Raw genomic sequence first — 13,061 nt, 5'->3', positions numbered from 1 at the left:
ACCTACCAGCCTGGCAGGATCTGGTTGGGCTTGGTCCGCTTGATCTTGGTGAAGGCAAGCGCCGCGAAATCGAAGCTTCCCGTCTCTTCGCCGAGCGGCACGGAAATGTTGTCGAGGCTTTCCGAGATGTGGCGGGCAAGCGCATCGACGATTTCCGGCTGCGAGGTCTGGCCGCGCATGATGCCAATCCGGCAGTCGGGCAGGGTGCCGAAGCCGTCGGCTTCGCCGAGCACGCGCATGCCCGGCCTCAGCGCGCATTCCGGCAGCACCGAAATCGCCAGGCCCGACAGGACCGCGGCGGTGATGACGGTGGCCGAGAAGCTGGTGAACAGGATGCGGTATTCGCGGGCCTGCCGGTCGAGCACATCGACGGCGGCGCGCCGCCAGATGCAATTCGGCCGGCCGAATGCCATCGGCAGGATCTCCTGCTCATGCGTCGCGTGGTTGGCCGAAGTGACCCACAAAAGCGGCTCGCGCCGCACCACTTCCGATTGGCCGCGCGTGTCATTGTGCGTCACCAGCGCCAGATCGAGATTGCCGCGCTTGATATGCTCGACCAGGCCCGGCGTTGGTTCGCAGATGACGGTCAGTTCGACGCGCGGGTTGGAGCGCGTGAAGCGCGCCATGATCTCGGGCAGGAAGCGGTCGGCATAGTCGTCCGGTGTACCGATGCGGATGGTGCCTTCGAGCCGCCGGTCGTCGAAGGCGGCCAATGTTTCGCGGTTCAGATAAAGCAGCCGTCGCGCGTAGGAGAGCAGCTTGTCGCCTTCCTCCGTCAGCTTGTTGGTGCGCCCGTCCTTCTCGAACAGCGGCTTGCCGATCCGCTCCTCCAGCCGACGCATCTGCATGGACACCGCCGACTGGGTCCGATGCACTTCTTCCGCCGCGCGGGTGAAGCTGCCGGTGTCGGCAATCGAGATGAAGGTCTGCAACTGATCGAGATCGAGCGGCGCTTTCATCGGGTCAATCCATCATTGATGTTGATGCTAAAGATTAGAAACATTCGTTGGATTAATCAATCGGGCCGTGGCAAATTCGCATTGTCCACATGAAGGCATGTGAATCGAGACCGGAACGGCGCTGTGCTCCAGCGCCGATCGGCCGGCTTCGTCTGTTCGAATCTGAAGGAGATCGACATGACCACGTATGATTTCGCCACCGAGACCTCGCGCATCACCACGCGTCCGGCCGTTGCGACGCGTGTGATCAATGCGGTCGCCAACGCCTACCAAGCCTGGAAAAACCGCCGCGCCTTCTATCGCCTCGGCGAGATGTCGGACGCCGAGCTTGCCGATATCGGCCTGACGCGCGGCGACCTGCACGTCGCCATCGACTTGCCGTTCGGCCGCGATCCGACCGCGAAGCTGCGTTCGATCGTGAGCGACCGGGCCGATACGATCGAGGATCTCGCCCGCAAGGTGGCCTGATCGCGGTTGCTTGCTGTTTCGGTTGCCTGTGAACCTTCTTGAGGTTCGGCGCGACCAACGTTTATCGCAGGCTTCCCACTCCCTGCCGGTTCCCCGCCGGCCTGCCTGCATCCTGCCCGGTCCGTCCAAGGACCGGGCTTTTCTTTAAGGAGTGCTGGTGGTCGGGTGATGCTGGCCTGACCTGAATCTCAACGCAGCTTAGGTTGGCGAGAGACCTTACCGCCGGTCCATGCCGCGCTTGAACTGGTCGAAGATCGATTCCATGCCCTTCTGATAGTCGTCGCGCTGCTGGGCGCCGGTCTCGAACATCTTGCCGAACAGATCGTCGAACGGGTTCCTCGGCCTGCCGCTCGGATTGGCCTGCGGCTGCGGTGCCTGGCGCGGTTGCGGCGCCTGTGGCGCGGGCTGGCCGCCCGGCATGCCGAAACCGCCGCCGCCGCCTTGCCGCAGCATCTCCTCGAACATCTTGCCCAGCGGGTTGTCGCCGTACGGGCTCTCAGTCTGCTGCGGTTGCGATTGCCGATCCTGAGGCTGTTGCGCGGCGCCACCGAACATGTCCTGCAGCACTTTGCCGAGCGGGTTGTCCATCGGGCTCTGCGGTTGCGGCGCCTGGCGTTGCTGCGGCGCCTGCGCACCGCCGCCAGCCTGCCGCATCATCTGCTCGATGATCTCGCCGAGCGGATTGCCGCCGCCGCCAAAACCGCCTGCCGCTTGCATCTGGTTGGTGGTCTGCTTGAACAGTCCGCCCATCATCATCGAAGCCATCGCCGGCAGCATCTGCTGCAGCACCTGCTGGCTGAGGCCGGTCGCCTGCGCCGCCTGGCTGGCCACGGCGCGCGACAGGTCCTTGGAGCCGAACAGATGCCCCAGAATGCCGTTGCCTTCGTCAAGGCCTTGTGGCGAGAAGGCTCTGGTGGCGTCCTCGAAATATTTGGCGTGCTGGCCGCTGGCCATCGCCGTCATGAAGGCGCCGAGCCCATAGGGGTCGGCGGTGTTGCGCCGCAGCCCTTGCGAAAAGGCCGGCAGCAGCGCCTCGACCGCCGACTGCGTCTGCTGCATTGAAAGCCCGAACTGCTGGGCAAGCGCCTGCATGCCGTTGCCGTTCTGGGCTTGCGCCATTATGTCGAACAAGGAAGGCATAGGTCTCTCCTCCGGAAATCCTCTTGGGAGAAACCTAACGCATCGGCCCGAAAATCGGAATCGATTTTCGGAAAGCACGATGCGTAGATTCAAAGTGCTAGAGCGTCCTTTGTGCGTCCGAGAGGACGCGCGGCGCTCTAGTTTGTTTCCACCGCCGATTGAAGCGGCTTTTACGGCCGGGCCATGCCCCGCCGGCTCAATATGCGTATTCCATGAACACCGGCTCGATCGAGCCGCCCCAGCGCGTGTGGTAGGCCGAAAGCATTTCCTCGGCGCTGGTGGTGCCGCGCGCCACGACCTCGTCGAGGGTGTTGAGGAACGAGGTCTCGTCATAGCCGTCGCGGTTCTTCTTGCCGCGGTTCTTCAGTCCCATGCGCGAAATGACCAGCACGTCGCGGGCGATCTCGCGCAGCGTCGTGTTGCGGAAGGGCGCGGCAATGCCATGCTCGGGCACCGCATTGCGCATCGCCAGGACCTCCTTGTAGGTCCAGCTCGAGGTCAATGCCTCGGCCGCGTCGAGCGCCGCCTCGTCATAGAGCAGCCCGACCCAGAAGGCAGGCAGGGCGCAGATGCGCCGCCACGGTCCGCCGTCGGCGCCGCGCATTTCGAGGAAGCGCTTCAGCCGGACGTCCGGGAACAGCGTCGACAGATGGTTCGCCCAGTCGCCCATCGTCGGCAGCCCGTCGGGCACCTCGTTGCGCGCCGCGCCTGCCATGAATTGGCGGAAGGTGACGTGCGTCATGTCGTGATAGTGGCCGTCGCGGATGACGAAATACATCGGTACGTCGAGCGCCCATTCGACATAGTCGGCGAAGCCGAAGTCGGGCGAGAAACAGAATTCGAGCAGGCCCGAGCGCTGGTTGTCGGTGTCGCGCCAGATGTCGCCGCGCCAGCTCTGCAATCCGTTGGGCCGGCTCTCGGTGAAGGGCGAGTTGGCGAACAGCGCCGTCGACAGCGGCTGCAGCTTGAGCGACACTTGCATCTTGCGGCGCATGTCGGCCTCGCTCTCGAAGTCGAGATTCACCTGGATGGTGCAGGTGCGGTACATCATGTCGAGGCCCTTCGAGCCGACCTTCGGCATGTAGCGCGTCATGATCTCGTAGCGCGACTTCGGCATTTTCGGCGTGTCGGGCAGCGACCATTTCGGGCTGCCGCCAAGGCCGAGGAAGCGGATGCCCATGGGCTCGGCGATCTCGCGCACCTGCGCCAGATGCGCATTGCCCTCGCGGCAGGTCTGGTGGATCGACTCCAGCGGCGCGCCGGACAGTTCGAACTGGCCGCCGGGCTCCAGCGAGATCGCGCCCTGACCGGTCGGCTCGACCAGGCCGATGATGCGGCCGTCATCGATGATCGGATCCCAGCCGAGCTTTTCCTGCATGCCTTCGAGGATGGCGCGGATACCGTGCTCGCCGCCATAAGGCACCGGCGCGTTGCCGTCGACATAGAAGGGGAATTTCTCGTGCTCGGTGCCGATGCGCCATTTGTCGCGTGGCTTGTTGCCTTCGGCCAGGTGCTCGACAAGTTCGTCGACGCCTTCGATCGGCCGGAAATCGGTTGTGTCGCGCGCCATAAAAGGCCCCTCCGGAAGCGGCGGAACAACCGCCGGCGCTAAATGGACGAAATGTCGGCAGCCGATCAAGCGAAAAATCCTGAGCCACGCCTCAACAGGATTTGATCACCAATCCCCGATCGTCGCCTGCATCACCGCGAGTGCCGCCACCGCCGCCGTGTCGGCGCGCAGGATGCGAGGCCCGAGCGGAATAGCAGTGACGAATGGCAGTGCCCGCAGCATCTTGCGCTCGTCATCGGAAAAGCCGCCTTCCGGCCCGACAAGCAGCCCGAGCTTCCTTTCCCTCAACCCTTGCAGCGCCGGCAGCGGATTGTTGGTCGAGGCATCCTCGTCGCAGAAGATCAGCCGCCGTTCCTTGTCCCAGCCGCCGAGCAGGCGTTCGAATTTCTCGGCCTCCCGCACCTCCGGCACCGCCAGTATGCCGCATTGCTCGGCCGCCTCGACGACATTGGCACGCAGCCGATCAATGGAGGGCTTTGCTACCTGCGTGTGCTGGGTGATGACCGGCTGCAGGATGCCGGCGCCCATCTCGACCGCCTTCTGCACCAGATAGTCGAGCCGTCCCTGCTTCAGCGGCGCGAAGCAGTAGACGAGATCGGGCAGCGGCGGCTGCGGCCGCTGCAGGGCGAGCACCTTGAGCCGCACCGTCTTCTTCGACTTTGCGGCGACGACCGCCGACCACTCGCCATCGCGGCCATTGAACAGCAGGATCTCGGCGCCTTCGCCGAGCCGCAGCACATGCATCAGGTAATGGCTTTGCTGCTGCCCGGCATCGAATTCGATGTCTGCTCCGAGATCGTCGGCCACGAACAGCCGCTGCATCTTGTAATTGGCGCGCATCGCCGAGGAATGGGCGAGGCGAGGGTTGCCGTCAAGTATCGGCGGAAGGGTGCCAGACAGGCAAATAGCCTTGCCGCAGCACCGAAATGGTGGTCGCCGTCGTGACGAGACCAAGCGTTCGGCTGGCCATACTGTCGAAGTCCTTCGCATCGCCATAGCCCGCGAACGACCAGCGAAGCGCCTTGCCGCCGCGCAGGGCATAGGCAGAGGCGCCATCCGCGACCATCGTCCCGTCCGGAAGGCCGATAAGGTCCTCCAACTCGATGGACGGCGGCTTGCCGCCCGAGGCTAGCCGCTCCGTGTGCAGCCGCTTGTCGACCATAGGCGCGCGCGGCTCGGTTACGCCGAAGGCTTTGCCGAAACGGCCGACAAAATCCGTGGCCCGTTCGCGTCGGCAGTAGAAACAAGGCCGATGCCCGGCGGTGAGCGCCGTCACCTCGTCGAGGAAGAACAGTTCGGTCCAGCCTGCCTTGCCACCCGGCCGGTTGCGGCCCATCGGTTCGCGCCGCGCATTGCGGAATTGGCAGACGCAGATGATCCAGGCCGGCAAGGCCCAGCGTTTCTTGAGCAGCGTCTTCGTATCGGGGTCATGGATGATGCCGCGATTGCCGGTGAACATCCCGCGTTCGGGCACGGCGTGGATGGCGCCGAACGGATCGACCCGGTTCTGCAGTGGCATAGCTTCTCCCCGAATGCGCATCTTGGCTGCAATGCTGGCGCCATGATATCGCTCGTTGCATCGTTTTCATGTCAGCAGGTTTTCGATGCGGGTCCTGGTCGTCCAGAATTTCGACAATGAGGGACTTGGCCAGATTGGTGCGGCTCTTGTCGAGGCGGGCGCCGATATCGACTTGCGCCGGCCCTATCAAGGCGACCCGTTGCCGGACGATGCGGCAGGGCACGATGCGATGGTGGTGCTCGGCGGCGCCCAGAACGCGCTCGACGACGAGAATTGCCCGTATTTCCCCGGCCTGCTCGACCTGACGCGCGACTTTGCCGACAAGGACCGCTCGGTGCTCGGCATATGTCTCGGCAGCCAGCTGCTGGCGCGTGCCTTTGGCGGCGAGAACCAGATCGGCGGCGCCACCGAATTCGGATGGCACAGGGTGTCGTTGACGCCTGAGGCGAAGACGGATCCGGTGCTTGCGGCACTTCCCGAAAAATTCCCGATCTTCGAATGGCACGACGACACCTTCGTCCTGCCGGACAATGCCGTGCGGCTGGCCGGCAGCGCCATTGCCGAGAACCAGGCGTTCCGCATCGGCCGCGCCGTCTACGGCTTCCAGTTCCATTTCGAGGCGGACCGCCCGATGGTGCGCGACTGGAGCACGTCCTTCGCTTCGCTCATTGCCGAGCGGCATCCCGACTGGAACGACCGGCTCGACGGCGAAATGGCCCGCAACGGGCCGGATGCCGATGCCGCCGGCCTTGCGATTGCCCGCGCCTGGGTAGCGACGATCTGAGCACCCAATGCTCGGCGCAGCCGCTGTGCTGCGTGACATATTTGGCACGCGGCGCCGGATCCATCTGGGGAAAACCCCTTTCATCCTTGGTCTGTGGCCGGCCGCCAGCCTAGAAGGCGCGCTCTGCATCTTCCATGCAACCGCGATGAACCTTCTGTGTGACCCGCGCGACACATGGCCGATACAGAATCGGCCTAGAAGCGCGAAATCGTCGAAACTTTGAGACGAATTTTTCGTTTCAACGCATTGGTAACCGCCTCGTGCACAGATGCAGCGAGCTCAACAAGAGATGACGTCCGTGAAAGCAGCACTTCTGTCCTTTGTCATGCTGTCTGCCATCGTGCTGTGCGGTCTCGGCATCTATTCGGCCGATGCAGCCAACAACCATCAGGCCGTCGACGGCTACGGCGTCACCGCCGCCCTCCGCTAAAATCCTTCGCCTTCGCCAGTCACCGTCAGGATACGCTTGTCCGCGCCGTCAATGGCGAGCGCGGTGAGTTTGCCTGAATGCCAGGCGAGCGTGTCGACATTGACGCGGTTGGCCATCACTTCGGCTTCCGGCACCGGCGTATGGCCATGCACCACGATCTTCTCGTAGAGGCCGGGATGGTCGTGGAAGATTTCGCGGATCCAGATCAGGTCCTGTGGGCTCTGCTGCTCGAGTGGAATGCCCGGCCTGATACCGGCATGGCAGAAGAAGAAGTCGCCGAACGTCACTGAAAACGCCAGCGACTGCAGGAAGTCGATATGGCTCTGCGGAACGGCCTCGACCAGTGCCGCATGTCCCCGTCGCACCGACTCCGCCTTCCCGAACCAGCTGGCGTCGGCGGTCAGCGACACGCCATAGGACTGCGCCGTCTGCACCCCGCCAAAGCGCATGAACAGCCCGTCCGAGTCGGGGGTGTCGAGAAAATCGAGGAAGCCGATGTCGTGATTGCCGGCCAGCATCAGGTGGCGCGGATCACGTTTGCGGGCTTCGATCAGGAAATCGATGACGCCCCTGGAGTCCGGTCCGCGGTCGGCATAGTCGCCGAGATGGATGACGCGCCAGTCGGCGGTTGGCTTATGTTCGATCTCGCTTTCGATCCGGCGATGTATGGCGCTGAGCAGGTCGAGCCGGCCATGCACGTCGCCGATCGCGTAGAGCCGCATGCCTTGCGGTCCGCGCGCGTCGAGAAAGTGGATGCCGGGCCGGGTCAATGCTTGTTCGTCTCCACGACGGAACCGTCACGGGAGACGCTAGGGCCAAACAGTGAACAAGCCCCTAGCGCCGAAGCTGATCCTTGCCCATGTCGGTCACCAGGCGCTTGCCGCACAGCGCCAGTGTTATGTCCATCTCCTTGCGGATGATTTCCAACGCCATGGTGACCCCTTCCTTGCCCATCGCGCCGAGGCCATAGAGGAAGGGGCGGCCGATATAGGTGCCCTTGGCGCCGAGGCACAGCGCCTTCAGCACGTCCTGGCCTGAGCGGATGCCGCCATCCATATGCACCTCGATTTGGTCACCGACCGCGTCGGCGATCTCCTCCAGCACACTGATCGACGACGACGCGCCGTCGAGCTGGCGCCCGCCATGGTTGGAAACGACGATGGCGTCGGCGCCGGTCTTGGCCGCCATCAGCGCGTCCTCCTTGTCGAGTATGCCCTTCAGGATCAGCTTGCCGCCCCAGCGTTCCTTGATCCAGGCCACGTCCTTCCACGAGAGCTGCGGGTCGAACTGCTCCGTCGTCCACGATGCCAGCGAGGCGACGTCGCCGACGCCTTTGGCGTGGCCGACAATGTTGCGAAAGGTCCGGCGCTTGGTGCCGGCCATGCCCATCCACCAGCGCGGGCGCATGGCGATGTCGGCAATGTTGGCCAGCGTCATCTTGGGCGGCGCCGAAAGCCCGTTGCGGACGTCCTTGTGGCGCTGGCCGAGGATCTGCAGGTCGAGCGTCAGCACTAGGGCCGAGCATTTCGCCGCCTTCGCCCGATCGATCAGATTCAGCACGAAATCCTTGTCGCGCAGCACATAGAGCTGGAACCAGAACGGCTTCTTGGTGACGGAAGCAACATCCTCGATCGAGCAGATGCTCATCGTCGACAGCGTGAACGGCACGCCGAACTCCTCCGCCGCCTGCGCCGCCAGCATCTCGCCATCGGCATGCTGCATCCCGGTCAGGCCGGTTGGCGCCAATGCCACCGGCATCGCTACCTTCTCGCCGATCATGGTCGATTCCAGCGAGCGGTTGCTCATGTCGACCAGCACGCGCTGGCGGAACTTGATCTTGCCGAAATCCTCTTCGTTGGCGCGGTAGGTGCTCTCCGTCCAGGCGCCGGAATCGGCATAGTCGAAAAACATCTTCGGCACGCGGCGGCGCGCGAGATCCTTGAGATCGGCGATGGTGAGAATGCTGCTCATGGTTTTTCAGCTGGTTCATTAATTCGTTGTCTTGGCGCGCCGTCGCCGGCTTCGGAACGCTGCCTGAGCCGAAGCCGCGACACGCGCTGCCAGTCGCCGCTGCGCTCGGCCTCGAGCATCGAGCGCTCGACATAGGAGATGTGGTCCATCGCCGCCTGCCGGGCGGCCGCCGGATCGCCCGCCTTGATCGCGGTGTAGATCGCCCTGTGCTGCGCAAGCAGCGCTTCGCGCGCGCCGGGCACGGTGAACACCAAGAGCCGGTTCTGGAACACGCCTTCCGACAAGAGCCGGTAGCAGGAGCGCAGCGTGTGCAGGAGGATCATATTGTGCGCGCATTCGCAGACCGCGTGATGGAACTCGATGTCGATTTCCGCCTCGTCGTCGAAGTCGCCGGTGCGATGCGCCTCGTCCATGCGCGCCATGATGCGATCGAGCAGCGCGAGGTCGTCTGATGTGGCGCGCCGCGCCGCATATTCGGCGGCGATGGCCTCGATCTCGCGGCGGTACTCCAGATAGTCGGTCACCGCCTTGCGATGCATGGAGATCAAGTCGGTCACCGGCTTGGTGAACAGCTGGCCGATGACGTCGGCGACATGGGTGCCGCCTCCCGGCCGTGTTGTCAGCAGGCCGCGCCCCTCAAGGGATTTCAGGGCGTCGCGCAGGATCGGCCGCGACACCTCGAACTGGCGCGCCAGCTCGCGCTCGCCGGGCAGCCGGTCGCCGGTGCGCAGCACGCCTTCGAGGATCAGACTCTCGATCTGCTGCACCACCTCGTCGGCGGTGCGCGAATGCTCGATCCTGGAGAAAATATCGCTCAACGGGGCGCCTGGGAAATCTTGCCGGTGCCGCACAGATTAGAGCCAGTGTCGCCAACTGGTCAAATTATTTATCCAATTCGTCCGATCTGACCGGTTCTCAGGTCGCGCCCGCATATCGGCCGTTGCTAAACTTTGCTGTTTACGTGCTTGGCCGATTGCCGCAAGAGGACGCCATTGCACGAAGGGTCGAAAACAGGGGGACCAGCCGTGTCGGACGAGACGTCCAATCTCGAATTCCAGCCGCGCGCCCAGGGCGCCGTCATGGGTTTCCCGGCGCATGAGGGACGGCCAGGCGCGCTCGGCGAGGTCCATGCCCGCCCGCATCCGCTGATCGAGAAGCCGCGCGTTCTGGTGCAGCTTGCCTTCATGACCGAGGGTGGCTCCGGCGTCGACATGGCCGTGCTCTCCGAACTGTCACGGCGCCTTGGTATTGCCGCGCCGGATCGTCACGCCCGCCACCACGCCATGAAATGGGGCAAGGGCACGCTGCGCTGGGAGCGGCATACGGAATTCTCGACCTATCTGTGGGAGGGGTCGCTTTCCGAAAGCGGCAGGGCCCAGGAGGAGTCTCCCTTCGGCAACGGGTTTTCGCCGCCGGGAACGGTCATTTCCGGCATCCGGCTGGAAATCCGCAAATGGACGCAGGCGAGCGAGAGGCTAATCGCCAGCTTCGACCCGACCAGCCTGTGCTATTCGCTGGTCGAGCGCGGCAACGCCGCCATCATCACCGACTTCCGTCAGGACGGCGACGGCATGACCCGCATACTGGTGCTCGATCGCGGCCTGACGCCGGCGCGAACCGGCGCGCTGTCGCAGCGGCTTATCGACATCGAAAACTACAGGACGCTGGCCATGCTCGGTCTGCCGCTGGCCTTGACGCTGTCGGGCCGCGCCCGCCGCATCGAGGACAGGCTGGCGCAGACCACGCTGGAAATGAAGGTCGCCGAGACGCGCGACAGCCAGACGCTGCTCGCCGACCTGACCGAGCTTGCCGCGGAACTCGAGGCCGATGCCGCCTCCAGCCTCTACCGCTTCGGCGCCAGCCGCGCCTATGACGGCATCGTCGTCGAGCGGCTGGAGGCGCTGGAGGAACAGGCGGTGCCCGGCTACGACACCTGGGGCGGCTTCCTGCAGCGACGCGTCGCGCCCGCCATGCGCACCTGCCGTTCGGTCGAGGAGCGCCAGGCCAATCTGTCGCGCAAGCTCACCCGCGCCACGACGCTGCTGCGCACCTGGGTCGACGTCGAGGTCGAGAAGCAGAACCGCGACCTGCTGGCGTCGATGAACAACCGCGCCCGCCTGCAACTGCGCTTGCAGCAGACGGTGGAAGGTCTCTCTGTCGCCGCCGTCTCCTACTATGTCGTCGGCCTCGTCTCGTATCTGGCCAAGGGCGCCTCGATCTTCGGCCATGCCTTTGCGCCGGAAGTCGTCACCGCGACCTCGGTGCCGGTTGCCCTGCTGCTTGTCTGGTGGGGCGTGCGCCGCGTGCGGCGCATGCACTCCGAGCCGGCGAAACATCCGGGCGAATAGGCCAGCCGAACCTTGCTACAGATGTGATCGCCGCGCAGCGGCAGATTGCCGCTGCGGAAGGCTGTTCCGTGGCCGGCCTTCGATTTTGACCCAAGCAGGGTTTGCAACGGTAGCCTCCAGCTGGTAAAAGATTTTTACCAGTCAAGCGATGGAGTCTGTTGATGTCCGGCCTGGCCATGCCGAAGCCAGACGATGCCACGATGCGCCGGCGCGACGAGATCGTCGCCGACATGCGCATCATTGTGCCGGGCGAGGGCGTCGTCGATGCCGAGAACTCCATGCGTGCCTTCGAGAGCGACGGCCTCACCGCCTACCGGCAACTGCCGCTGGTGGTCGTGCTGCCGGAGACGGTGGCGCAGGTCTCGCGCGTGCTGAAATACTGCAACGACCGCAACATCCGCGTCGTGCCGCGCGGCTCCGGCACCTCGCTGTCCGGCGGCGCGCTGCCACTCGAGGACGCCGTGCTCCTGGTCATGAGCCGCTTCAACCGCATCCTCGAGATCGATTTTCCGAACCGCGCCGTCGTTGCCCAGCCGGGCGTCACCAATCTCGGTATCACCACCGCCGTCGAGCAGGAGGGTTTTTACTATGCCCCCGATCCATCCTCCCAGATCGCCTGCTCGATCGGCGGCAACGTCGCGGAGAATTCCGGCGGCGTGCACTGCCTGAAATACGGCCTCACCGCCAACAATGTGCTCGGCATCGAGATGGTGCTCATGAATGGCGAAGTGGTGCGGCTCGGCGGCAGGCATCTGGATGCCGAGGGCTACGACCTGCTCGGCGTCATGACCGGCTCCGAAGGCCTGCTCGGTGTCGTCGCCGAGGTCACCGTGCGCATCCTGAAGAAGCCGGAGACGGCGCGGGCGCTTTTGATCGGCTTCCCGACCAGCGAGCAGGGCGGTCAGTGCGTCGCCGACATCATCGGCGCCGGCATCATTCCCGGCGGCATGGAGATGATGGACCGTCCGGCGATCCACGCGGCGGAAGATTTCGTCCATGCCGGCTATCCGCTCGATGTCGAGGCGTTGCTGATCGTCGAGCTCGACGGACCGGGTGTCGAGGTCGACCACCTGATCGGTCTCGTCGAGGCCATCGCCTACAAGAACGGCTCGACCACCTGCCGCATCTCGCAATCGGAGCAGGAGCGGCTGAGCTTCTGGGCCGGCCGCAAGGCGGCCTTCCCGGCGGTCGGCCGCATCTCGCCCGACTATTACTGCATGGACGGCACCATCCCGCGCAAGGAACTGCCGCGCGTGCTCGCCGGCATGCGCGAACTCTCCGAAAAATACGGGCTCGGCGTCGCCAACGTCTTCCACGCCGGCGACGGCAATCTGCACCCGCTGATCCTCTACGACGCCAACGTGCCGGGCGAACTCGACAAGGCCGAAAGCTTCGGCGCCGACATCCTGCGGCTCTGCGTCAAGGTCGGCGGCGTGCTGACCGGCGAACACGGCGTCGGCGTCGAAAAGCGCGACCTGATGCCGGAAATGTTCAACCAGATCGACCTCGACCAGCAAATGCGGGTCAAATGCGCCTTCGATCCCAACCATCTGCTCAACCCCGGCAAGGTCTTCCCGCAGCTGCGTCGCTGCGCCGAGCTGGGGCGGATGCATGTGCATCGCGGGCAGGTGGCGTTTCCGGATATTCCGAGGTTTTGAGTGGACACGCTGGCGCTTGAACACCCCCCTCTGTCCTGCCGGACATATCCCCCGCAAGGGGGGAGACTGGCAGCCTTGGCGCCGCGCATTTCCATTAACGTTGGCGATTGGCGAAACTCGACGCGACATCCGATCTCCCCCCTTCCGGGGGAGATGTCCGGCAGGACAGAGGGGGGCGCGAAGGATCGCGACCTATCTCTTCTCCCCCGCTTTG

At 64.5% G+C, this 13,061-nt stretch carries 13 protein-coding genes; 5 read left to right on the top strand and 8 right to left on the bottom strand.

What is annotated here, in order from left to right:
* Nucleotides 1-2: 2 nt before the first annotated feature.
* The gene (locus DH08_RS13815; protein ID WP_065518175.1) at nt 3-959 is read right to left on the bottom strand and encodes a LysR substrate-binding domain-containing protein; all 957 of its coding nucleotides are present in this window, start codon (nt 957-959) and stop codon (nt 3-5) included.
* A gap of 177 nt (nt 960-1,136) precedes the next feature.
* Between DH08_RS13815 and DH08_RS13810 the strand changes: the two genes are divergently transcribed.
* Complete coding sequence (locus DH08_RS13810) at nt 1,137-1,427, top strand: DUF1127 domain-containing protein (protein WP_120016514.1); 291 nt, start codon at nt 1,137-1,139, stop codon at nt 1,425-1,427.
* A 216-nt stretch (nt 1,428-1,643) separates the two neighbouring features.
* Here DH08_RS13810 and DH08_RS13805 read toward each other — a convergent pair whose 3' ends face one another.
* The 4 genes from DH08_RS13805 to DH08_RS13790 form a co-directional block, all read right to left on the bottom strand.
* Nucleotides 1,644-2,567 carry a DUF937 domain-containing protein gene (locus DH08_RS13805; protein ID WP_192179820.1) on the bottom strand — a complete coding sequence of 308 codons (924 nt, stop codon included), beginning with the start codon at nt 2,565-2,567 and terminating at the stop codon, nt 1,644-1,646.
* Between the two features lie 196 nt (nt 2,568-2,763).
* Nucleotides 2,764-4,137, bottom strand: a complete 1,374-nt coding sequence (locus DH08_RS13800; protein WP_192179819.1) for a glutamate--cysteine ligase — start codon at nt 4,135-4,137, stop codon at nt 2,764-2,766.
* 105 nt (nt 4,138-4,242) lie between these two features.
* Entirely contained in the window at nt 4,243-4,977 is a 735-nt protein-coding gene (locus tag DH08_RS13795; RefSeq protein ID WP_192179818.1) for a 16S rRNA (uracil(1498)-N(3))-methyltransferase, read from the bottom strand.
* Between the two features lie 31 nt (nt 4,978-5,008).
* On the bottom strand, nt 5,009-5,656 hold the full coding sequence (locus DH08_RS13790) for a hypothetical protein (protein ID WP_192179817.1): 648 nt from the start codon (nt 5,654-5,656) through the stop codon (nt 5,009-5,011).
* 85 nt (nt 5,657-5,741) lie between these two features.
* Between DH08_RS13790 and DH08_RS13785 the strand changes: the two genes are divergently transcribed.
* Nucleotides 5,742-6,440 carry a type 1 glutamine amidotransferase gene (locus tag DH08_RS13785; RefSeq protein ID WP_192179816.1) on the top strand — a complete coding sequence of 233 codons (699 nt, stop codon included), beginning with the start codon at nt 5,742-5,744 and terminating at the stop codon, nt 6,438-6,440.
* A 298-nt stretch (nt 6,441-6,738) separates the two neighbouring features.
* A complete protein-coding gene (locus DH08_RS36850; protein ID WP_280110155.1) occupies nt 6,739-6,870 on the top strand; it encodes a hypothetical protein in 132 nt (43 codons plus the stop codon).
* On the opposite strand, the gene DH08_RS13780 is transcribed toward DH08_RS36850, so the two are convergent.
* From DH08_RS13780 to DH08_RS13770, 3 genes are all read right to left on the bottom strand, one after another.
* Entirely contained in the window at nt 6,867-7,640 is a 774-nt protein-coding gene (locus tag DH08_RS13780) for a metallophosphoesterase (RefSeq protein WP_192179815.1), read from the bottom strand. The two genes, DH08_RS36850 and DH08_RS13780, sit on opposite strands and share 4 nt — an antisense overlap.
* A 64-nt stretch (nt 7,641-7,704) precedes the next feature.
* Nucleotides 7,705-8,841, bottom strand: coding sequence for an alpha-hydroxy acid oxidase (locus DH08_RS13775; protein ID WP_192179814.1), 1,137 nt, complete (start codon nt 8,839-8,841; stop codon nt 7,705-7,707).
* The gene (locus DH08_RS13770; protein ID WP_192179813.1) at nt 8,838-9,659 is read right to left on the bottom strand and encodes a FadR/GntR family transcriptional regulator; all 822 of its coding nucleotides are present in this window, start codon (nt 9,657-9,659) and stop codon (nt 8,838-8,840) included. Before DH08_RS13770 ends, DH08_RS13775 begins: the two co-directional genes overlap by 4 nt.
* 207 nt (nt 9,660-9,866) lie before the next feature.
* Between DH08_RS13770 and DH08_RS13765 the strand changes: the two genes are divergently transcribed.
* Both DH08_RS13765 and DH08_RS13760 read left to right on the top strand, forming a co-directional pair.
* Nucleotides 9,867-11,189, top strand: coding sequence for a DUF3422 family protein (locus DH08_RS13765; RefSeq protein WP_192179812.1), 1,323 nt, complete (start codon nt 9,867-9,869; stop codon nt 11,187-11,189).
* 161 nt (nt 11,190-11,350) lie between these two features.
* A complete protein-coding gene (locus DH08_RS13760; RefSeq protein WP_192179811.1) occupies nt 11,351-12,847 on the top strand; it encodes an FAD-linked oxidase C-terminal domain-containing protein in 1,497 nt (498 codons plus the stop codon).
* The last annotated feature ends 214 nt before the right edge of the window (nt 12,848-13,061 follow it).

It is taken from the genome of Mesorhizobium amorphae (genome assembly GCF_014843845.1).
Taxonomy (GTDB): domain Bacteria; phylum Pseudomonadota; class Alphaproteobacteria; order Rhizobiales; family Rhizobiaceae; genus Mesorhizobium; species Mesorhizobium amorphae_A.
The sequence above is the reverse complement of the archived record's forward strand: the minus strand, read 5'-3'. Positions and strand labels throughout refer to the sequence as shown.